The following is a 20,844-nucleotide window of genomic DNA, read 5'->3' as shown; positions in this document are numbered from 1 at the left end:
GTATCCGTTCCATTAGCCTATGTCACAGATATGACGCTTAAATGACAGATTTCAAGGGTTAGTGGCTGATTGCTGCTCGTCCAGCCAGCGAAGGGTATCGTAATAACGGCGAATGTTTTCAACGTAACGCAGCGCCTCATCTCCCCTGGCATAGCCAAAGCGCGTCTGGCGGTAATACCGTTTTTGCCTGAGCAACGGCAGCCGCTGTTTTACGTCGACCCATAAGTCCGGGTTGCCGCCCTGTCGCTGTGTCAGCACGCGGGCGTCTTCAAGGTGTCCCAGGCCAATATTGTAGGCCGCCAGCGCCATCCAGGTGCGGTCGGGATCCTGAATGCGGGCCGGGATCCGGCTTTTCAGGCTGGAGAAATAGCGTGCGCCACCGCGGATGCTTTGCTGTGCGTCGGTACGGGAGGCAACATCCCAGTCTTTCGCGGTATCCCGGGTCAGCATCATTAAGCCGCGCACGCCTGTCGGCGATGTGGCTTTGGGGTCCCAGTGACTTTCCTGGTAACTCATGGCAGCCAGCAGTCGCCAGTCAATATCACCCGCATAGCGTTTGAACCAGCTATCAAATTTTGGCAATACGCTCTCTGTTGCGCGAATAAATGCGCGGGTATCGACAAAGTCGAACTGCCTGATATGACCAAAATATTTGTCCTCCAGGGCTTTAAACCGGCCTGACTGATGGGTAAGGCCAAAATACGCAACCATAGCGGCACGCAATGAATCGTCGGTTTGCGGGCTGACTGCCCAGGCGACTGGCTGGGCACGGGAAAGCGTAAAGGCCACACTCAGGTTGGGAAAGCGCCGGCGCTGCATGGCAAGCTTGTTGGAGTCTGCCAGGGTATAGGTTAATTCATCGCTGGCGACCTGCTGGAGCAATTCTTCGGCGTCTGCATCATGGCTTTCTGTCCAGCGCTGACCATCTGCTGTGCCCAAGGCCTGGCGTAGCAGCCTGGCCTGACTGCTTGCGGCAACGACAACGACAGGCTCGTTGAGATCCGTCAGTGCCTGCGGACGAGGGCCGCCGTTTTTAAACACCAGATGCTGATCCACGTGTAAATATGGCGGGCCATAGACAAACACGCCCGCTTCATCCTCGGCAATCGCATCACCGGTGGCAATGACGTCCAGTTGCCCGTTTGCCAGTTGTTCTGCCGCCATCTGATAGGAATAAAACGGATAGATTTCTAGCTCAACATTCAGGTAATCGGCAAAGCCCGCCAGTAATTCATATTCAAATCCCACGGGGCCATTGGGGCCGTTGTAGTAGGTGGCGGGACCATACAGGGTGCCGACTTTAAGCACATTGCGTTCGGTCAGAGCGGTTAACGCGTTTTTCTGCTCAGGCGGTTTACAGCCAGCAATCAAACAGGCCATGAAGCCGAGCAGTAGCAGCGGTAAAAAAAGGCGTTGCGATGAAAACGGCATCACTTCGTTATGTTTGTCCTGTTGGCCAATAAAAAAACATGTTGAATGTGCATCGGGCGGTTATCAACCGGAGTGATTTCCTCTATAATCCGCGCGCAAATACTCGTCAACTAATGTCGGTTGGTGCGACGACGGCGCGATGTCCCCGGGCTGATTCATCAGATGAGCCGTGCAGAGGGCAGTGCAGCCTTGTCATGCCGCCACTAACAATCAGGTAAAGCACTATGTTGGTCCTTCGAGGCGCTCCCGCACTGTCAGAATTTAATCAAACTAAACTGATTACCAGGCTGGGTCAATCCGGCATAGAGGTCAAACGGCTTTACGCTGAGTATGTTCACCTGGTTGAAACCCGTGCGGCGCTCAACCGTGACCAGCAGGCAACACTGGATAAACTGCTGACATACGGACCCAGCCGACAAAGTGAAACGCCCGCAGGCGCGCTTTTCTTCGTGACACCGCGTCCCGGCACCATTTCTCCCTGGTCCTCAAAAGCGACGGACATTGCCCATAACTGTGGTCTGACAGACATCATCCGTATCGAACGTGGCTGTGCGTACTATGTTGAAACCGCACAGGCGGTCACTGACGCCCAGCAGACAGAAATCCAGGCGCTGCTGCATGACCGCATGACCGAGACGGTGTTTTCGTCGCTGGAAGCCGCTGACGTTTTGTTTGCCCATGCAGAACCCAACACTTTCACGTCTGTCGACGTGCTGGGTAAGGGCAAACAGGCCCTTGAAGAGGCCAACCAGACGCTTGGCCTGGCACTCGCGGATGACGAAATTGATTACCTGTTTGAGAGTTTTACTCGTCTGGGACGCAACCCGAACGACGTCGAGCTGTACATGTTTGCACAGGCCAACTCCGAGCACTGCCGACATAAAATCTTTAATGCTGACTGGACGATTGACGGTGTTAAGCAGGACAAATCCCTGTTTAAGATGATCAAAAATACCTATGAAACCCTGCCTGATTTTGTGCTTTCTGCGTATAAAGACAACGCGGCGGTCATGGAAGGCTGGTCTGCCGGCCGCTTTTTCCCGGAACCGCAGAGCCATCAGTATGAATATCATCAGGAAAATATTGATATTCTGATGAAGGTCGAAACACATAATCACCCCACTGCCATATCCCCCTTCCCCGGCGCCGCGACAGGCTCGGGCGGTGAAATTCGTGACGAGGGTGCGACAGGCCGGGGCTCAAAACCTAAAGCCGGTCTGGTTGGCTTCAGCGTATCAAACCTGCGCATCCCTGGTGCCGAGCAACCATGGGAGCAGGAGTATGGCAAACCGCAGCGTATCGTGAGTGCGCTGGATATTATGCTGGAAGGACCATTAGGCGGCGCCGCATTTAACAACGAATTTGGTCGCCCTAATCTGCTTGGCTATTTCCGTACCTACGAGCAGGAAGTCAACAGTTTTAATGGCGTGGAAGTCCGCGGTTACCACAAACCAATTATGATTGCCGGTGGACTGGGTAATATTCGCCGCTCCCATGTTGAGAAGGGCGAAATCACGGTAGGGGCAAAACTGATTGTGCTGGGTGGCCCGGCCATGAATATCGGCCTTGGCGGTGGCGCAGCGTCCTCGATGACATCCGGTCAGTCGAATGAAGATCTCGATTTTGCCTCTGTGCAGCGGGACAACCCGGAAATGGAACGTCGCTGTCAGGAGGTGATAGACGCCTGCTGGCAACTCGGCGATGCCAACCCTATCCAGTTTATTCATGATGTGGGTGCCGGTGGTTTGTCCAACGCGCTGCCAGAGCTGGTGAATGACGGTGGTCGTGGCGGTAAATTTGAGCTGCGTAATGTGCTGTCTGATGAGCCGGGAATGACACCGCTTGAGCTTTGGTGTAACGAGTCACAGGAGCGCTATGTCCTGTCGGTTGCCGACACGGATATGCCGGTATTCGAAGCGATTTGTCAGCGTGAGCGTGCGCCATATGCGGTGGTTGGAGAAGCAACCCAGGAACAACACCTGCTGCTGAATGATAATAAATTCGACAATCAGCCCATTGATATGCCGCTGGATGTGCTGCTGGGTAAACCGCCTAAAATGCATCGGGACGTGACCTCCGGGACCCGCCAGACCGAGGCGCTGCAGACCGACAATATCCAGGTTGCTGAAGCCGTGTACCGGGTACTTCGTCTGCCTACGGTGGCGGAAAAAACCTTTCTTATCACTATTGGTGACCGCTCGGTTACCGGGCTGGTCAGCCGCGACCAGATGGTCGGGCCGTGGCAGGTACCGGTATCCGATGTCGCGGTTACCGCTACCGGGTTTGATACCTATCACGGCGAAGCCATGGCAATGGGTGAGCGAACTCCGGTTGCACTTCTGTCCTATGCCGCTTCTGCACGCCTGGCCGTTGGCGAAGCGCTGACCAACATTGCTGCAGCGCATATTGGTGACAGAAAGCGTATCAAGCTGTCAGCAAACTGGATGGCAGCAGCCGGTCACCCAGGCGAGGATGCCGGTTTATATGAGGCCGTAAAAGCGGTGGGTGAAGAATTATGTCCGGCCCTGGATCTGACCATTCCGGTGGGTAAAGATTCGATGTCGATGAAAACGGCATGGGAAGACGAGGACGGCAACAGCAAAGCGGTTACCGCACCGCTGTCTCTGATCATTTCAGCCTTTGGCGCCGTCACGGATATTCGTAAAACGGTCACACCACAATTGCGCACCGACCGGGGTGACAGCCGACTGTTACTGATTGATTTGGGCGAAGGCAAAAACCGGATGGGCGGAACATGCCTGGCACAGGTTTATGCGCAGTTAGGTGATGTGCCGGCTGACGTCGATTCACCGCAAAAACTGGCGGCCTTCTTTGACACCATCCAGTCATTGATTGCCGATGGTAAGCTACTCGCCTACCACGACCGCTCTGACGGTGGTCTTATGACCACGCTGGCCGAGATGGCGTTTGCCGGTAAAACCGGTATTCAGGTTGATTTGGATAATCTGGATGGTGATGACATTAACCTGCTGTTCAATGAGGAACTGGGTGCAGTAATTCAGGTCAGCGCCGACGACGTGGCGGCGGTTACCACTGCATTCACTGAAGCAGGTTTAACCTGTGTGCATGATATTGGCACACTGGCCACTGATGATCAGGTCACTGTTCGCCGCAATGGTCAGGTTGTGTTTGCCGATAGTCGCGTCAACCTGAGACTGGCATGGGCGGAAACAACGTTCCATATGCAGTCACTGCGTGATAACCCTGAATGTGCGCGTCAGGAGCATGAAGCGAAGCAAGATGCGGCTGATCCGGGCCTGCATGCGGCACTGACTTATGATGTGAATCAGGATGTTGCCGCACCGTTTATTGCTACCGGAGTAAAACCGTCGGTGGCTATTTTACGTGAGCAGGGTGTGAACTCACACCTTGAAATGGCGGCGGCATTTACCCGTGCCGGCTTTAACGCCGTTGATGTGCATATGAGCGATATCCTCAGTGGCAAGGTATCACTGAACGGGTTCCAGGGTCTGGCTGCCTGCGGCGGATTCTCTTATGGTGACGTACTTGGCGCGGGTGAAGGATGGGCCAAGTCGATCCTGTTCAATTCGCTGGCCAGTGACCAGTTTGCCGCGTTCTTCAACCGCCAGGACACGTTCAGTATTGGGGTATGTAATGGTTGTCAGATGCTGTCGAACCTTAAATCACTGATTCCGGGTACCGAACACTGGCCGCACTTTGTGACCAATCAGTCTGCCCGCTTTGAAGCGCGCGTGGCGATGGTTGAAGTGGTGGAGTCTGCCTCGGTACTGATGCAGGGGATGGCAGGATCGAGAATGCCTATCGCTGTCTCTCATGGCGAAGGCCAGGCCGAGTTCAGTAGTAACGAGGCGCTGGTGGCGCTGCAAAATGAAAATAAGGTGGCACTGCGTTATGTGGATAACTATGGCAAGGTGGCTACCCATTATCCCGCAAACCCGAATGGGTCGCCGCAGGGGATTACTGGCCTGACGTCAACTGATGGTCGCTGTACTATCATGATGCCGCACCCGGAACGTGTCTTCCGGGCCGTGGCCAACTCATGGTATCCGTCTGACTGGCAGGAAGACGGGGCCTGGATGCGCCTGTTCCGAAATGCCCGGGCATTTGTGGGTTAACAGACGGGTGTGTCAAATTCATGACAAGGCGTCAAAAATTGAGTTGTACGCCTTGTCATTACGGGTTGCCTGATTTACAGTATTCGTGTAAAGGAATACATCGAGTTTACAGAGAGTTAGTATCAACCCTTGTGCGAATGCGGAAAATCCGTCAGCACGACAATAATAAGAGACGACAATGAATCGTTCCACTAAAGGATTTGGCCTGACCGGTGTCGCTATTGCAGTAGTGCTTATGTTTCTGACTGCTGTATTCAGTTCTTCTGCCAAGTCTGGCACGCTTAACGAGACTCTGACCACTATTTCACAGCGCTGAACAAGCTGATTCGGCATGCGGCGCGCAGCGCCCTGAATCAGTTATGACCCAGTCAGTTGTGACCCAATCAGGAGTGACCCCGACGATTCTTTTCGCGGTTAATCAGTTTTTGTTGCGGGTGTTTTTTCAGTAATACGTAGGTTGCACCCAGGCCACCATGCTGGCGCTGTGCAGAGTGGAAAGCAATGACCTCTTCCAGTTGCAGCAACCAGTGATTCACATAGCTTTTCTTCATTGCCGGTACCGGCTTTCCAGACAACCCCAGTCCATGCTCAATCAGCAATGCACGCGTGCCTTTTTCATGGCAGGTCCTTATCGTCTGATAAATGGCGTCACGGCTTTGCTCCAGGGTAAGCCCCTTCAGTGACAGGCGATATTCAATGGCATATTTGCCCAGTCTTAGGTTTTTGAACACGCCGTCCTGAATGCCGGGTTGCTGGTAACTAAGAAAGTCATCGGGTTTCACTGGCTTAAGGCCTTCCATACTAAGTGGATTGCGGACTTTATTTTGCGTGACCGTGACGGATTGCGCGCGCTGACGCTTCTGTTCAAGTGTCAGGGAAGGATCGTGCAGCGTCACCGTATCATTGTCTGAAAGTGGGGTCACATCGCCCATTTCCTGCATAAACGATGCAATATCATCGTCGTTGTCTGCCGTTGTGTTGTCGATGTCGCGCATACTTCTCCTCCTGCATGAACGCCGATCTTCCCAGTAACCGGGTTTTAGTGTCAATACGTTGAATACGCAGAAAACCTGAAATTGAGTCAGCAAAAAGTGGGGCAGTTTGTTAGGGTAGAAATCAGTGTGGATATACCGTGGTGAGTAAAATGAAGAGACATGCTGTTACTTTACGCAATATGATACTGACCAGCCTGATGTTTTTTCTGTTTTCAGGGGCAGTGATGGCGCAATCGACGGATACGACGCCTTTGGTGATTGGAACGAAAACCGCACCACCCTTCGTCATAAAACAGGCCTCAGGTGATTTTGAGGGCCTCAGTATTGAACTGTGGCGACGCATTGCGGACGATGCGGGATTGACGTTCACGTTACAGGAAGAAAGTCTGGACGCACTGATCGCGGATGTCTCAGCGCAGTCACTCGATGGTGCGGTTGCCGCCATTACTGTCAGTGCTGATCGGGAAACCCGGCTGGACTTTTCTCATCCTTATTTCACAACCGGTCTGGCCATTGCGGTTCCCAGTGAAAAAGATCGTCTTGGCGCTGCCATTGCAGGATTGTTCTCGTGGGAATTTTTCGCCGCTCTATCAGGATTGTGTTTGTTACTGTTCGCCGTAGGCAGTGTATTGTGGCTGTTTGAACGCAAACGCAACGCAGAGATGTTTGGTGGCAGCACGGCCAGTGGACTGGGTGCCAGTTTCTGGTGGGCTGCCGTAACTATGACCACTGTGGGTTATGGTGACAAGGCTCCCGTCACGCTGGGTGGTCGCGTTGTCGGTTTTATCTGGATGTTTGCAGCGATCATTCTTATCAGCAGCTTTACCGCAGCAATTGCTACCAGCCTGACGGTGAGTCAGCTCGAGACGCAGGTAAGAGGCTTAGGTGATTTACCTGATGTCCGGGTCGCCACTGTCAGTGAGTCGAGCAGCGCGCGGTTCCTGGAACGGGAAGGAATCGGGTTTCAGAATATCGGGTCGGTAAACGAGGGACTGTCCCTGCTGCAGCAGGGGAAGATTGACGCGCTGGTTTACGACAAGCCTATCCTGCAATACTACATTCAGCAGGACTACCGTCACCAGCTGCAAATTTTGCCGGACATCATTGAACGCCAGGATTATGCCATTGCGTTACCTGAGGGCAGTGCATTACGGGAGCAGATCAATATGTCATTGCTCAGGGTAATCGAAAGCGACGACTGGGCGAGGGTAATGGACAGTTATCTGGGTAAATAATGAAAATGGCGTCCCCACCGCGACTCGAACGCAGATCTAAAGCTTAGGAGGCTCTTGTTTTATCCGGTTAAACTATGGGGACGTCGTTGGAGCGCTATTGTAGACAGAATTGTTTGTAATGTTAACCGTGTGATGTGACGACAAAATGTGTAACAGCGTGGAGAAAGAGACCGACAGACTATTCGTTATGATCAAACAGAGTTTCGAAAATTGCCCGATGCCGCTAAACTTCGGGCGTTAGCGTTAAAAAAACGGTATTCTGGACGTACTACAGGACGCAAAAACAACACATGACGTCGCAGCAAACTCTTTCTCTACAGCAAAACCTGACAATACGGCTATTGCGGGTTTTACGCTATAACAAAGCCAGAATTGAGCGGGCGTTGGTGCTGTTGCCGGAAGAAAGACGTCCTCTCTTTCACGTGCTGCCGTTTTTACTTCATATCAATCACCCTGATTTACCCGGTTACGTCGACAGTGATGACGTTCCCTACGGGCTCAATAACTACTCGTTGCGTACAGAAGTGACACAGGCGCTGGCAGAGTCCTTTCCGCTTCAAAAGGCGCTGATAGACGACATTAAACAAATCTGGCCGCGTCAGCGTGCCATTGATGCCCTGGTTTTAATGGGCAGTATCGGCACCATCGCACAAGCAGACGATTCTGACTTTGATTACTGGGTTTGTGTAGATGGCAGTGCCTTGTCGCCGGAAGCGATGGCGGCGCTGCAGACTAAACTCACCGCAATTGAAAAATGGGCCGAGCAGCATCACAACATCGAAGTCCATTTTTTTCTGACGGAAATCGATAAAGTGCGTCAGAATGATTTTGGGGTGGCTGAGGGTGAAAGCGCGGGCTCAGCGCAAGCAGTGTTCCTGAAAGCAGAATTTTACACCACGAATATTGTGGTGGCCGGGAAAGCGCCGTTCTGGTGGCTGACCCCCGAGTCAACCAGTGATGCTCAGTATTATTCTTTGCTGAATAGTCTCGAAAAAGGAGGCTCGCCAGATGCCAGCTGGTTTATGGATCTGGGCAACCTTGAACAACTCGATCCCAATGAATTGTTCGGCGCAGCCATATGGCAGTTGGGTAAAGCCATGGATTCGCCGTTTAAATCGGTACTAAAAATGGCCAAACTTGAAGTCTTTCTCGACAACCTGGGCCAGGAACAACCGCTGTGTAATCTGTTAAAAAAACGGGTGCATCATGGTGCAGAAGCGCCGGGGCAGGTGGCGAACATTGACCCTTATGCGCTGATGTTTGACCAGCTGATAGCCCACTTTAGCGCACAGGAGCAGGACGAGGTGGTGCTGCTGTTGCAGCAGTGTCTGTATATAAAGTGCGGATGCACACTCAGTGTGCCACTGGGTGAGGACGAAAAGATCACGTTTAAGCGCCGTATTCTCGCGGGCTATGTCAAACAGTGGGGATGGACCCGTGCCGATTTGCGACATCTGGACAATATCCATGACTGGAGTTTCCAGGAACGGGTAAAAATGAGCCGCCGCATTCACCGTTTTCTGCTTCAGTGCTATCGCCGTATTTCCGCGCAGCTGACAATGGAAAAGCAGTCAGTCAGCAAAGAGGATATGACCGTACTGGGCCGTCGTCTGAATACGTTTTATGGCCGTAAGGACCATAAAATTGATTTCTTACGCAGCGCCTTTGATGAAAAACTGTATTGTTCCTGCGTTACGGTGAAAGTGACCCGACGCAAAAACAACACCGAGCTGTGGACTGTCTATGCCGGAGACAAGCTCAGCAAGTCCGGACGTGCGCTGGAAGGCAGCCGAATTGCGCAGGCTGCGTCCCCGATTGAACTGATGCTGTGGTGTGTGACTAACCGTATCCTTGACTCCCGATCATCCATTCTGATGGATTATGATTCCGAGCCAGTTACCGAGTTCGACATGGAAGGGCTGGTGAAGCATCTGGAAAGCGTGTTTCCTCCGGTCAGGGTCAGTACCTTACCACGCGATGCGTTACTGGCGCCGGAGCGGGTCAGCAGTTGTATGATCGTGATTAATTTCAACATCAGCCGAATAAAGGCCACAGTGGAAGAGCAGGTGGTCATTTATTCAACGACATGGGGCGAGACGTTTCTCGTGCCTGGAAAAGAGGCACTTGATACGCTCTGGTTCGAACTGCAGGAAGTCTCGCCCAGACCTCCTTGTTATGCCGTGGTGCCCGACGGCAATCACCGTCACCGGTTGTTTAACGAATTCAAAGAATCCACCGAGCTGTCAGTTACCCTGCTTTAGGTGAACCACCTGTCGTCTAACGAAAGGCAACGAAATCATTAGGCTGAATATTGCTCAGGATGGCCCCTTCCACCGGTTCGACGGTTGACGTGTCAGCATACGCCGCGACAATGCGGACCTTTCCCGGATAAATATTATATTGCTGGAAATGCTGGCCAAAGGCATCGGTGATCTGGCGGGTTTTGTAAATAAATAACTCGTCTCCGACGCTGACGCCGTGGTCGCGACCCAGTGACACCTGAAGTTGGTCCCCCTGTGCAAGAATGACCCGTCCGATCAGCGGCTGACAGGCAACGGCGTCGGTAATGTCGGTCACTATGCTATTGGCGACTTTACTCACAGCACGCCCATACGGGCTTTGCCAGAACGTCTGCGACGTAACATCAACGTTGGTAAACCGGTCTTGCTGCCACGGGGCGCTGGTACGATACTGCTTCTCTAACAGCGTACCGCCATTCATTCCATCAATGACCCTGATCAAAATGCCGAAATGCCGCTTTGCCTGTTCCCCCTGCCAGAACGTCAGCATTGTGGCTGCATGGCGTTCGACGCTGAGATCAGAAAGTTCGGCGGCAATCACATACTGGGTTTTTGTCTGTCGGGCGAGCGCCGGGGCCTGTGCAGCCACCGTCGCCTCACCCCACTGTGCTGCATAAGGTGCGATATAGTGCAGAGACACGGTATCCGATGTGTCGCGAAAACGTTCCTGCAAACGTCGTACAAAGACTTCAGGCAACGACTGAATCTGACCGTCCTGCATGTGCTGGCGGTTACTGACCGGGAACACCGTGGTAGACAATGTCTTACGGTACGCTGCAACGCTGCACTGACTGGCCTGAACAAAAATGTCAGCACGAATTGTTACGGTAACGTAGTCGTTATCCCAGACTTCATCAATTAGCTCAAGCTGTGCAACCTCACCGGTACTGGCAACCTGGAACCTGTCGTCGCTCAGCAAGCCGTTGGTCAGTGTCTGAATACTGCGTACTGATGCGCCGGAAAACAGCATCGCCTGTTTAATGGCTTCTTCAGTGGCCTGCTGACGTGCCGACGCTTTGTCACCGTCAACAATAACCGCCTGACCGGACGCTTCAAACCAGGCGGCAGAAACTTGCCACGCAGGCAGAATAAAAAGGCAAGCAACCACCAGTATTTCAGCAGACACGAAACGGAACACGCTCCAGCGTGTCACATTGCGGGTTGTCAGCGGTGATAGGGTTTTGTACATAATGCTTACTCTTAACTTCTTCTCAGCACGTATCCCGACACGTTATTGATGCGCACTGTTGTCGACATTTTGACGACGTCGGGATACAACCATGGGACTCCAGGCGTCTGCTGCATTTTTCATTCCTGTTTTAAAAAATGAAAGGCACAGTGTTTGCATTGTGTTGTGCAGGTTTGGCCGGACGCTCTCATTGGCGATGTTTCTGGCCGGTAGTGTACACCGCGCAGGTGGTTGCAATTGGCAGCAGGATAAGCACATGAAAGAGAAAAAGTTTACATCTGACGGTATGGCCAGAGCCATTATTGCAGTAATTGGCATCGTATGGTTGCTCATGGTGTCAGGTTGCAGTCAGTTTCTGACTAAGCATGTGGAGTGGGAAACCATCGAACCAGACAGTTATCCGGTTTTAACGGCGGTAGGTTACGCGCCGATTGACGCGCAGGCCGGTGATAACGATGAGGCCAAAACGCTACTGGCGATGAAAGCGTCAAAACTCGATGCTTACAGGGAATTAGCTGAACAGGTGTATGGCCAGCGAATTCAGGGAGAACAGTCACTGTCCAGTCTGATCGTGAATAATGCGCAGCTGCGTTCATCGGTTGAAGGCGTTATTCGCGGCGCAAAAGTGGTGAAGACCTATCCGGTAGGTGATGATACGTACGTGACGGAACTGGAACTGGATATGAAACGTGTCTATGACATTTATCTGACCACCGCCAGACCCCGTAAAATCCGTGACGTGAAGTATTACTGACGATCAGTCAGCTAATGACATAAGAAAGGCCCGGTACGGGCCTTTCCTGTTTCTGCTTTACGCGGAGTCGCGTAAGAAATTTGTTTACGTTGTCGCTGATACAGACTGTATGCTGGTAAATTGCAATGGGCACTGACGGCGACAGCGGCAGAAGCTCCGTTACATCTGTGGTAACCGGTCGCGGGCAGTGAAAGCTGTCCGGGTGCCGGGGTGAAACGACTACTCAGTTAGAAATTAACTCAGACTTTTTCTTAATCTTGCAATCAAAAATACGTTGTGTATTTTTTCTACCTAGGTAGAACGCCACGATGTAGGGATGCTTACGCTTAAAAAATTTCTTCAATGATTTAACCATACTAAGCCTCCTTATCTATTTTGGCTTATTGAGAATAAGACAACGTTTATTTCTTGTCCAATAAATTTTCAATAAAGTGTCATAAAACTGTAATTTTTATTTGTTAAGCGATGTCGTGTAGTTTTGCAGGCAAGCAAAAAAACCGGCAACGAGCCGGGCATAGAATCAAGGGCATGTGTGTCAGGCGCTTACGCCAGGTCCGAGACCAGAGCCTTTGGGCTTGCCGCTTTTGTCATACGTCAGCGACTCTTTGGCTCTTACTTCAAGCATGAGGTTGCGAAGATGAGACAGACGAAGCTGACCCTGCTCGACTGCTTTTTGGTTTATTTCAGTTCGGTATTTGCAGTCTTCTACAAGCGCTTGTGCTTTATCGATTAAAGATTGTGTCTCTGGGTCAGCCGGGGAAGTTGAGGTAGCGGCCTGGTAGGCAGTGTCGATGTTTTTATCCAGCGCCTGTATGTCTTCGAGGATCTGAGACTTCTTTTCCAGCAGTGTCATCAGTGCTTCCGCATCGCGGCTGCTGATGTGGTGAAGCTCCGACTCCAGTAATAAAACCAGTTCGTTCAGGTTTTCAATTTGCCTTGTCAGCAGAGACTGGAGCGATTGCATTCACCACCTTACGATTTACCACCAAAAATCTCAGATTCCATACGGGCGATTTTCTGAGCGAGTACCTCGGGGTTAACCCGATACTCTCCATTCTGAATGGCTTTTTTTAATTTATCCACTTTTTCCTGATTCACCGGGGCTTCGTTGCTGCGCTTCTGAACCTGGTTCAGTTGTTGCGCAGACTGCGTCAGCGACACGGAATCCTGTCGTGGCGCCACAGCCGATTTTGCCACAGCCTGCTGTTGCGCAGCCTGATTATGGTTTTGCTGATTAACTTTCGCATTATCCAATGGCTGCTTAGGAATGCCATTGTTATTTACATTATTGATAGCCATAGAAAAATTCCACTACCTAATTTACCTCAGTTAGTTTATCGGCCGTTAAAGACGTAACTTTAGTGATTTATACGTCTTTTTGTAGCAGAGCTTTCCGCGTTACAGTCAAAGATTAACGACAACCGTCTGCGCGCTGGCGACCTCGGCAATGACAGACTTCTTCGAACTGGCATTGACAACTTCTATGGTATCACCAACCACGCCATCCTGCTGAGCAATGCCAGCCGTTTTGACTTCCATGCCAGCCATGTTTGCTGTGATTGTAATACGATCGCCCTTACACACAAAGCATAACATATTTGCCTGGACCGGGCTTCCATCACGAATCCGGCGCTTCATTCGGGCCCCAAGCAACTGCCTGATATCCGTGTAGGCTGTGTGTCTGAGGCGTCTTACATCGATATCGGCAAGTCGCAGGTTTTCTGAAGTCAGCACCGTTCCCGGGCTTAGCATGCCGGCGGTCACGACAATCTGGCGGGTCCGGGTTACCTGAGCACTCGAGAAAAGGTACCAGTCCGACTGTCTGCAACTGACCCTGACCGAAATATAGGGCTGGGACAAAGACTCTGCATCAGCGTGATAATCAAAGCCCTGTGGACACTCCGGTACCTGAATGCGCTCGTCGACGCCGATAACGTCAATGCTGACGTCTGTATCCCCATCAATATCAGACAGTGCCTGCTGCAGGTAATGACTGACGCCCATTTCTATGCGTTTATGATTGTCTGATGCGACTGCATGAAATGAAAACCCTGCCGATAGCAATATCAGCATCGAGACCAACGTGAATGTTTTGCGTAATAAAATAACTTTGTTCATTAAATACATTTTCGTGTTCAGTTGATGCCATTTTGACTATGATTACTAACAAGTGTTAAAAAACCGACTTCAAAAACAGCGGTAAGCGTCATTTTTCTGTCGTTTTACAGCGTGTTCTTTGGTGTTATGGTTTTACCTGACGGGTACGCAATGATCATGCCCGAATTTTTTTAGAGGTGATGCATGTCTGGAATTCTTGACTCTGTTAACCAGCGGACGCAACTGGTTGGGCAAAACCGGCTTGAGCTGCTGTTATTCCGGTTGAATGGCCGACAGCGGTTTGGGATCAATGTGTTTAAGGTACGTGAAGTGCTTCAGTGCCCTAAACTCACGTCGATGCCTAAACTGAATTCGCTGGTTCGTGGTGTTGCGCATATTCGCGGGCAAACCATTTCGGTGATTGACCTGAGTATGGCGACCGGGGGCAAGAAAATTGAAGACCTCTCTACCGCCTTCATTGTGATTGCAGAGTACAACCGCTCCGTACAGGGATTTCTGGTCGGTGCTGTCGAGCGCATTATTAACACTAACTGGGACGCAATTATGCCGCCGCCTCAGGGCACAGGGCGAGCCAGTTACCTGACCGCCGTTACTGAGGTGGAAAACGAGCTGGTCGAAATTCTGGATGTAGAGAAAATTCTGAATGAAATTTCGCCACTGAATGCGGAAGTCAGTGCAGAAGTTGCATCCGGACTGACAACAGAAGGTCATGAAGACAAGATCATTTTCATTGCTGATGACTCAGCGGTTGCCCGTAACCAGGTCAAAAAAGCACTGACTTCACTCGGTCTCGAAATTGAAATGGCCAAAAACGGCCTGGAGGCACTCAAGCGGCTCAAGCAGATCGCCGAAGAATACGGTGATGTCACCAACCGTGTCGGTGTGTTGGTTTCCGACATTGAAATGCCGGAAATGGATGGTTATACACTGACCGCTGAAATTAAAAACACCCCCGAGCTTCAGAAGTTGCATGTGGTGCTGCATACCTCACTGAGTGGGGTGTTCAATCAGGCCATGGTGCAAAAAGTTGGGGCGGATGACTTTATCGCTAAGTTCCATCCGGATGAGCTGGCCACTGCGGTTCAGAAGTGGCTGCAAACCAAAAGCGAATAACGGAGCCTGATCAGCTTGAAGAATAAAGATGTTTCCCAGGATAGTTACCGGAGCTTCAGTAACTTTCTTGAGCAGCAGTGTGGTATTGTTCTTGGCGATAATAAGCAGTATCTGGTAAGAAGCCGTCTGTCGAACCTGTTATACGAGTTTGATATTGACTCTCTGGATGCGTTGATAAACAGCGCTGTCAAAGGAGGAGATCGCCAGTTATTGCAGCGTGTCATTGACGCGATGACGACCAACGAAACACTGTGGTTCCGTGATAATTATCCTTTCGACCTGCTGATAAAAAATATCCTGCCGACACTGGCGGCGAAACAGCCGCGTCTGCGCATCTGGAGTGCAGCCTGTTCGTCGGGGCAGGAACCGTATTCCATCGCCATGTCTATTCTCGAGTATAAGCGTGCAAACCCGGGCGCGTTTCGCAGTGGTGTGGAAATTGTCGCGACGGATCTGTCGTCGACCATGCTGAAAAAATGCGAGCAGGGGCTTTATGATGAGCTTTCGCTGGCGCGCGGATTGTCTGCACAGCGTCGTGAGGCGTTTTTCAGCGCCCACGACAGCGGCATGCTCCAGGTCAATGCTGACGTGCGCAAGATGGTGACGTTCAAAAGCCTGAACCTGCTGCATTCTTATGCCGGCCTTGGTCGCTTTGATATCGTATTCTGCCGTAACGTGCTGATTTACTTCTCTCCGGAAGTGAAACAGAAAATACTGCAACAAATTGCCGCCTCGCTGCAGCCAAACGGCATTCTTTTCCTCGGAGCGTCCGAGTCAATCAGTAGTGCCGGTGATCTTTTTGCCATGGTGAAGTGCCACCCAGGCCTTTATTATCAACGCAAAAGCTAATTTGATTCCCTTCAGATAAACAGTTGGCATTGCCTTTGCTTTATCTCCTGCAAACGTAGGAGTATTGAGTATGGCAATCAACTTAGACCAGCTAACCGGTTTTCACGAAAAAGCACTGACACTGCGCACCGAACGCATGGAAGTGATTGCGGGAAACCTGGCAAATGCAAATACCCCAGGCTACAAGGCCAGAGATATTGACTTTGCGTCAGCCATGAAATCAGCCCGTGCCGCGCAGGGGCAGGAAATGGTGCGTACTCATGACAAGCATATTGGCGGTCGTATGGTGTCCAGCGCCGAACTGCAATATCGCATTCCTACCCAACCTGACACTGGCGACGGCAATACCGTGGAAGTTCAGAACGAGCGTAACCGCTTCCTGGACAATGGCATGCGCTATCAGGCCAGTATCGAGTTTCTGAATGGCAAAATTAAGGGCATGAAGAAAGCCCTAGGCTCCGGAGGGCAAGCATAATGAGTCTGTTTAGCGTCATGTCCATCTCCAGCACCGGTATGGAAGCGGAGAGCGTTCGTCTGAATACTACGGCCAGCAACATCGCAAACGCCAATTCAGTCAGCAGCAACGAAAACGACACCTACCGCGCACGCCATGCGGTGTTTGCGACAGAGCTGCGTCGCGCGAGTGATGATCAGAGCAAAGGGGTTGGCGTCCAGGTTCGGGGCATTGTTGAAAGCAACGCGCCGCTGCAGATTGAGTACGCCCCCAACAATCCGCTGGCGGATGAAAATGGCTACATCTACAAACCTAACGTGAACGTGGTGGAAGAGATGGCCAACATGATGTCGGCGTCGAAGGCATATGAAACCAACGTACAGGTTGCGGATACCACAAAACGGATTTTCCGCCGCGTACTGCAGCTAGGACAAGGGCAATAATTTGCCGTTGCGGTGAAGTGAGGATATCACGGTGAACATAATCGATAATGTCGGCCTCAATAAAGACCTTTACTGGCAGGAAGAAAAGGTCAAGGTGTCAGACGGCAGTGAACAAAATCTGAGCCAGGAAGATTTCTTTGCCATGCTGACTGAGCAGCTGTCAAACCAGGATCCGACCAAACCGGTCGACAACGACCAGATGGTCGCCCAGATGACATCGTTCACGATGGCAGATGGTATTTCACAACTGAATGAAAAGTTCAGCGCGTTTGCTACGTCAATGACATCGAATCAGGCACTGCAGGCATCCAGCCTGATCGGCCAGAATGTACTGGTGCAGGGCAACGTTGGCTACATGGGGCAGGAAGGTGCAGGATTTTCCGGGGTGGTAGTCAATGAGCAAACCGTTCAGGACATGCAAATTACCATTCAGAACCAGTATGGCGAAGTGATTCGTTCTATTGATGCCGGCACACAGGGCCAGGGCAACATTCAGTTTGAATGGGATGGTACCGATGCACGCGGCAATCCTATGCCGCCCGGAGAATATGTCGTCACCGCGACCGGTAAGGTCAACGGCGAAGGCACCCAAATTGCAACCGCTATCAACCGTCATGTTGGTAGTGTCAGTCTGGCTGGCAGCAGCCAGGGCGTTATTTTGAACCTCGATGGTGATGTCAGCATTAGTCTTAGCGACGTCATTCAGATAGGCAGTTAGCAGGAGAGAGTGAACAATGTCTTTTAATATCGCACTAAGCGGCGTGTCCGCAGCTCAGAAAGATCTGGATGTCACCGCCAACAACATTGCCAACGTTAACACCGTTGGTTTTAAAGAGTCCCGTGCAGAATTCGGTGATGTGTATGCCGCTTCTCTGCTGGCTGGTGGTAAAACCAAAGTCGGTGATGGTGTACTGACACAGGACGTTGCACAGCAGTTCTCACAGGGTAGTCTGCAGTTTACTAATACCGCGCTGGATTTGGCGATTACCGGTAATGGTTTCTTCGCCACCGTACCTGAAATTACGTCACGCGATTTTTCGTTTACCCGTGCCGGTCAGTTCAAACTCGATGAGAACAACTTTGTGGTCAACAGCAACGGCGACAACCTGCTGGGTTTCCCGGTGAATGATGACGGCACCAGTGCATCGGTTGCACTGAGTACTACAGTACCTGTGCGGATCCCTGACTCGTCGGGTTCGCCACAGCAAACCTCTGAGGTTGACCTCAGAATGAACCTGCCTGCCGGTGACGCGGGCCTGGATCCGCTCGATTTTGATCCCGATGATCCACTGACTTACAACGCGAGTACCTCAGTAACCATTTACGATTCGCTGGGTGACAGCCACGTCATGACCTATTACTTCATCAAAGACAATGCTGCTGGCGTAGACAACGAGTGGTACATGGTCACGTCGGTCGATGACACACTGGTAGACATGACCAATGCCGACGGCACCGACGCAGACCCGGCAACCGCCGTGCATGTCGCCGGTACCAATACCGGTAACGCGGTGACGGCGGCAAAACTGCAATTTAGCGCGGGTGGTGATTTTATCGGGATTGAATCAGCTGATGGTAATACCTCGACGGATACAAAACTGGTGACGGAAGCATTGGGTGCAGGCATTCTGACAAATGGTTCGGATGATACTCAGCAAATCGCCATTGACTTCAACCTGAGTACAGGCTCTGCAACGCCAAACGAACCAACCCAGTTTGCTTCAGCCTTTGAAGTGACCTCACTGGAACAAAATGGTTTGCCGGTTGGCCGTCTGACGGGAATCGATATCGGGCCTGACGGTCTGGTGCGTGCGACGTTCTCTAACGGTACGTCGGAACCGATTGTGCGCGTTGCACTGGTTCGTTTCGCGAATGAGCAGGGCCTGACGCAGCAGAACTCAACCCAATGGCAGGAAAGCCTGGAGTCCGGTGAAGCCCTGGCGGGTGAAGCTACCACAGGTACTTTCGGTGAAATCAATTCCTCAGCACTGGAACAGGCGAACGTTAACCTGACGACCGAGCTGATCGACATGATCATTGCCCAGCGTAACTTCCAGGCGAACTCACGTGCGCTGGAAGTGAATAACCAGCTGAATCAGACAATTCTGAATATCCGATAACGCTGAACAACCCCACTTACAAAGCCGCACACTCGTTGCGGCTTTTTTATTCCCTGCACTGACATCTGTCCTGATTCAACTTTGGCATCTGCTTTGCAAGCAATCAGGGTAATCATTCATTTTCGTCAAAAGACAGTCATGGACAAATTACTCTACATTGCTGCAAGCGGCGCGAAACAGGACCTGTTAGGAACCAGCGTCAGGGCGAACAACCTTGCCAACTCGCAAACCACCGGGTTCAAAGCTCAGCTTGAACAGGCCAGAGCCATGTCAGCCTACGGCGAAGGCTTGCCGACCCGTGTGTTCTCCATGACCGAGAGTCCGTCCAATAACTATGAGTCGGGTCCTATGATTCAGACTGGCCGCGAACTGGATGTGGCCGTGCAGGGGGATGGATGGATCACGGTCCAGGATGACATGGGTAATGAGGCGTACTCACGTAACGGTAATTTTCAGTTGAGTGACAACGGCATACTGACGGATGTCAATGGCCGCATCGTGTTGGGGGATACCGGTCCGATTTATCTGCCGGTGCCGCTCGACAACCTGGATATCGCGATTGATGGCACCATCTCAGCCCGTCCACTCGGCGCGCCGGCAAATGCATCTGAAGAAGTGGGACGCATCAAGCTGGTTAATCCGGATTTGCGTCAAATGGAACGGGGTAACGACGGCTTGTTCCGGATGGTGAGCGGTGAACCCGCGCAGGCTGACGCCTCAGTCAAAATTATGTCGGGCATGCTTGAAGGATCTAATGTCAACGCGATTGACGAGATGGTGAACATGATGAACCTGCAGCGTCATTACGAACTGCAGGTGAAACTGATGAAGCAGGCTGACGAATTGGATACACGCGGCAATATGCTGCTCAGAATTATTTAACGACTGACGAAATATTGCCGCAGGCGGCAATGTGAGGAGGGGATTATGCATCCAGCATTATGGATCAGTAAAACCGGACTGGACGCGGCGCAGACCGACGTGTCCGTGGTATCGAACAACCTGGCCAATGCCTCAACCGTCGGTTTTAAGAAAGACCGCGCGATTTTCGAGGATTTGTTGTACCAGAACATCAATCAGCCGGGCGGCCGTTCATCTGCGGATACCGAGTTACCCTCAGGCCTGATGCTGGGCTCCGGCTCGAAAGTTGTGGCAACCCAGAAAGCGCATACCCAGGGTAACCTGCTTACCACAGACAACGCGCTCGACGTATCTATCCAGGGGCGGGGTTACTTCGAAATTCTGATGCCGGATGGCACGGTGTCGTACACCCGAAACGGTCAGTTTACGCTTAATGATCAGGGACAGATTGTGACACCAGGTGCAGGTTTCCCGCTGCAGCCGCAAATTGCAGTGCCGGAAGATGCCCAGCAGATCACCATCTCTCAGGACGGTGAAGTCAGTGCAACCGTGCGTGGTCAGGCAGAGCCGCAGGTACTGGGCCAGATCAACATCACCGACTTTGTTAACCCCACCGGCCTGCAGCCGATAGGGCAGAACCTGTACATCGAGACCGGCAGCAGTGGCCAGCCTATTCAGGGAATACCCGGTTTACAGGGATTGGGGACAATCTCTCAGGGCACGTTGGAAACCTCTAACGTTAATGTTACTGAGGAACTGGTTAACCTGATTGAAAGTCAGCGTTTGTACGAGATGAACTCAAAAGTGATTTCATCGGTGGATCAGATGCTTGGTCAGGTTATTCAGCAACTTTAACGGGTGATT

General features: G+C 51.7%; 19 protein-coding genes and 1 tRNA gene. 13 read left to right on the top strand and 7 right to left on the bottom strand.

All coding sequences use genetic code 11. From position 1 onward, the window contains the following. Nucleotides 1-51: 51 nt before the first annotated feature. The gene (gene mltF, locus AB1N33_RS05680; RefSeq protein WP_411270573.1) at nt 52-1,431 is read right to left on the bottom strand and encodes a membrane-bound lytic murein transglycosylase MltF; all 1,380 of its coding nucleotides are present in this window, start codon (nt 1,429-1,431) and stop codon (nt 52-54) included. 224 nt (nt 1,432-1,655) lie between these two features. On the opposite strand from mltF, the gene purL reads away from it, so the two are divergent. Both purL and AB1N33_RS05670 read left to right on the top strand, forming a co-directional pair. Then, entirely contained in the window at nt 1,656-5,549 is a 3,894-nt protein-coding gene (gene purL, locus AB1N33_RS05675) for a phosphoribosylformylglycinamidine synthase (protein WP_411270572.1), read from the top strand. A gap of 178 nt (nt 5,550-5,727) precedes the next feature. After that, nucleotides 5,728-5,865, top strand: a complete 138-nt coding sequence (locus tag AB1N33_RS05670) for a hypothetical protein (RefSeq protein WP_411270571.1) — start codon at nt 5,728-5,730, stop codon at nt 5,863-5,865. Nucleotides 5,866-5,932: 67 nt separating this feature from the next. Here the strand turns inward: AB1N33_RS05670 and smrA are convergent, their stop codons facing one another. Then, nucleotides 5,933-6,544 carry a DNA endonuclease SmrA gene (smrA, locus tag AB1N33_RS05665; RefSeq protein WP_411270570.1) on the bottom strand — a complete coding sequence of 204 codons (612 nt, stop codon included), beginning with the start codon at nt 6,542-6,544 and terminating at the stop codon, nt 5,933-5,935. Nucleotides 6,545-6,693: 149 nt separating this feature from the next. Here smrA and AB1N33_RS05660 point away from each other — a divergent pair, with 149 nt between their 5' ends. Further along, on the top strand, nt 6,694-7,779 hold the full coding sequence (locus tag AB1N33_RS05660) for a transporter substrate-binding domain-containing protein (RefSeq protein WP_411270569.1): 1,086 nt from the start codon (nt 6,694-6,696) through the stop codon (nt 7,777-7,779). 6 nt (nt 7,780-7,785) lie between these two features. Here AB1N33_RS05660 and AB1N33_RS05655 read toward each other — a convergent pair. Next, nucleotides 7,786-7,861: transfer RNA gene (locus AB1N33_RS05655), tRNA-Arg, on the bottom strand. 208 nt (nt 7,862-8,069) lie between these two features. Between AB1N33_RS05655 and AB1N33_RS05650 the strand changes: the two genes are divergently transcribed. Then, the gene (locus AB1N33_RS05650; protein ID WP_411270568.1) at nt 8,070-10,040 is read left to right on the top strand and encodes a class I adenylate cyclase domain-containing protein; all 1,971 of its coding nucleotides are present in this window, start codon (nt 8,070-8,072) and stop codon (nt 10,038-10,040) included. 16 nt (nt 10,041-10,056) lie between these two features. On the opposite strand, the gene AB1N33_RS05645 is transcribed toward AB1N33_RS05650, so the two are convergent. Continuing rightward, the gene (locus AB1N33_RS05645; protein ID WP_411270567.1) at nt 10,057-11,268 is read right to left on the bottom strand and encodes a flagellar assembly protein T N-terminal domain-containing protein; all 1,212 of its coding nucleotides are present in this window, start codon (nt 11,266-11,268) and stop codon (nt 10,057-10,059) included. Between the two features lie 331 nt (nt 11,269-11,599). On the opposite strand from AB1N33_RS05645, the gene AB1N33_RS05640 reads away from it, so the two are divergent. Further along, nucleotides 11,600-12,022: an LPP20 family lipoprotein gene (locus AB1N33_RS05640; protein WP_411270631.1), complete on the top strand. Its 423-nt coding sequence runs from the start codon at nt 11,600-11,602 to the stop codon at nt 12,020-12,022. A gap of 535 nt (nt 12,023-12,557) precedes the next feature. Here the strand turns inward: AB1N33_RS05640 and flgN are convergent. The 3 genes from flgN to flgA form a co-directional block, all read right to left on the bottom strand. Further along, nucleotides 12,558-12,986, bottom strand: coding sequence for a flagellar export chaperone FlgN (gene flgN / locus AB1N33_RS05635; protein WP_411270566.1), 429 nt, complete (start codon nt 12,984-12,986; stop codon nt 12,558-12,560). 8 nt (nt 12,987-12,994) lie between these two features. Next, complete coding sequence (flgM, locus tag AB1N33_RS05630) at nt 12,995-13,321, bottom strand: flagellar biosynthesis anti-sigma factor FlgM (RefSeq protein ID WP_411270565.1); 327 nt, start codon at nt 13,319-13,321, stop codon at nt 12,995-12,997. Between the two features lie 105 nt (nt 13,322-13,426). Further along, complete coding sequence (gene flgA / locus AB1N33_RS05625; protein ID WP_411270564.1) at nt 13,427-14,140, bottom strand: flagellar basal body P-ring formation chaperone FlgA; 714 nt, start codon at nt 14,138-14,140, stop codon at nt 13,427-13,429. A 183-nt stretch (nt 14,141-14,323) separates the two neighbouring features. Between flgA and AB1N33_RS05620 the strand changes: the two genes are divergently transcribed. From AB1N33_RS05620 to flgG, 8 genes are all read left to right on the top strand, one after another. After that, a complete protein-coding gene (locus AB1N33_RS05620) occupies nt 14,324-15,253 on the top strand; it encodes a chemotaxis protein CheV (protein ID WP_411270563.1) in 930 nt (309 codons plus the stop codon). A gap of 15 nt (nt 15,254-15,268) precedes the next feature. Beyond that, on the top strand, nt 15,269-16,102 hold the full coding sequence (locus AB1N33_RS05615) for a CheR family methyltransferase (RefSeq protein WP_411270562.1): 834 nt from the start codon (nt 15,269-15,271) through the stop codon (nt 16,100-16,102). Nucleotides 16,103-16,172: 70 nt separating this feature from the next. After that, a complete protein-coding gene (gene flgB / locus AB1N33_RS05610; protein WP_411270561.1) occupies nt 16,173-16,577 on the top strand; it encodes a flagellar basal body rod protein FlgB in 405 nt (134 codons plus the stop codon). After that, nucleotides 16,577-16,999, top strand: coding sequence for a flagellar basal body rod protein FlgC (flgC, locus tag AB1N33_RS05605; RefSeq protein ID WP_411270560.1), 423 nt, complete (start codon nt 16,577-16,579; stop codon nt 16,997-16,999). The genes flgB and flgC overlap by 1 nt, the downstream gene beginning before the upstream one ends. 31 nt (nt 17,000-17,030) lie before the next feature. Then, a complete protein-coding gene (locus tag AB1N33_RS05600; RefSeq protein WP_411270559.1) occupies nt 17,031-17,717 on the top strand; it encodes a flagellar hook assembly protein FlgD in 687 nt (228 codons plus the stop codon). 16 nt (nt 17,718-17,733) lie between these two features. Further along, on the top strand, nt 17,734-19,119 hold the full coding sequence (gene flgE / locus AB1N33_RS05595) for a flagellar hook protein FlgE (RefSeq protein WP_411270558.1): 1,386 nt from the start codon (nt 17,734-17,736) through the stop codon (nt 19,117-19,119). Between the two features lie 138 nt (nt 19,120-19,257). Continuing rightward, nucleotides 19,258-20,001, top strand: a complete 744-nt coding sequence (flgF, locus tag AB1N33_RS05590; protein ID WP_411270557.1) for a flagellar basal-body rod protein FlgF — start codon at nt 19,258-19,260, stop codon at nt 19,999-20,001. Between the two features lie 45 nt (nt 20,002-20,046). Then, nucleotides 20,047-20,835 carry a flagellar basal-body rod protein FlgG gene (gene flgG / locus AB1N33_RS05585; RefSeq protein ID WP_411270556.1) on the top strand — a complete coding sequence of 263 codons (789 nt, stop codon included), beginning with the start codon at nt 20,047-20,049 and terminating at the stop codon, nt 20,833-20,835. Nucleotides 20,836-20,844: the final 9 nt, after the last annotated feature.

Source organism: Alteromonas nitratireducens (genome assembly GCF_040812025.1).
GTDB lineage: Bacteria > Pseudomonadota > Gammaproteobacteria > Enterobacterales > Alteromonadaceae > Alteromonas > Alteromonas nitratireducens.
This window is presented reverse-complemented; position numbering and strand designations above follow the sequence as displayed.

Bases quoted from the DNA above. Each gene is read 5' to 3' on its own strand.
- mltF (WP_411270573.1), bottom strand. From the start codon at position 1,431: ATGCCGTTTTCATCGCAACGCCTTTTTTTACCGCTGCTACTGCTCGGC.
- purL (WP_411270572.1), top strand. From the start codon at position 1,656: ATGTTGGTCCTTCGAGGCGCTCCCGCACTGTCAGAATTTAATCAAACT.
- AB1N33_RS05670 (WP_411270571.1), top strand. From the start codon at position 5,728: ATGAATCGTTCCACTAAAGGATTTGGCCTGACCGGTGTCGCTATTGCA.
- smrA (WP_411270570.1), bottom strand. From the start codon at position 6,544: ATGCGCGACATCGACAACACAACGGCAGACAACGACGATGATATTGCA.
- AB1N33_RS05660 (WP_411270569.1), top strand. From the start codon at position 6,694: ATGAAGAGACATGCTGTTACTTTACGCAATATGATACTGACCAGCCTG.
- AB1N33_RS05650 (WP_411270568.1), top strand. From the start codon at position 8,070: ATGACGTCGCAGCAAACTCTTTCTCTACAGCAAAACCTGACAATACGG.
- AB1N33_RS05645 (WP_411270567.1), bottom strand. From the start codon at position 11,268: ATGTACAAAACCCTATCACCGCTGACAACCCGCAATGTGACACGCTGG.
- AB1N33_RS05640 (WP_411270631.1), top strand. From the start codon at position 11,600: ATGGTGTCAGGTTGCAGTCAGTTTCTGACTAAGCATGTGGAGTGGGAA.
- flgN (WP_411270566.1), bottom strand. From the start codon at position 12,986: ATGCAATCGCTCCAGTCTCTGCTGACAAGGCAAATTGAAAACCTGAAC.
- flgM (WP_411270565.1), bottom strand. From the start codon at position 13,321: ATGGCTATCAATAATGTAAATAACAATGGCATTCCTAAGCAGCCATTG.
- flgA (WP_411270564.1), bottom strand. From the start codon at position 14,140: ATGAACAAAGTTATTTTATTACGCAAAACATTCACGTTGGTCTCGATG.
- AB1N33_RS05620 (WP_411270563.1), top strand. From the start codon at position 14,324: ATGTCTGGAATTCTTGACTCTGTTAACCAGCGGACGCAACTGGTTGGG.
- flgB (WP_411270561.1), top strand. From the start codon at position 16,173: ATGGCAATCAACTTAGACCAGCTAACCGGTTTTCACGAAAAAGCACTG.
- flgC (WP_411270560.1), top strand. From the start codon at position 16,577: ATGAGTCTGTTTAGCGTCATGTCCATCTCCAGCACCGGTATGGAAGCG.
- flgE (WP_411270558.1), top strand. From the start codon at position 17,734: ATGTCTTTTAATATCGCACTAAGCGGCGTGTCCGCAGCTCAGAAAGAT.
- flgF (WP_411270557.1), top strand. From the start codon at position 19,258: ATGGACAAATTACTCTACATTGCTGCAAGCGGCGCGAAACAGGACCTG.
- flgG (WP_411270556.1), top strand. From the start codon at position 20,047: ATGCATCCAGCATTATGGATCAGTAAAACCGGACTGGACGCGGCGCAG.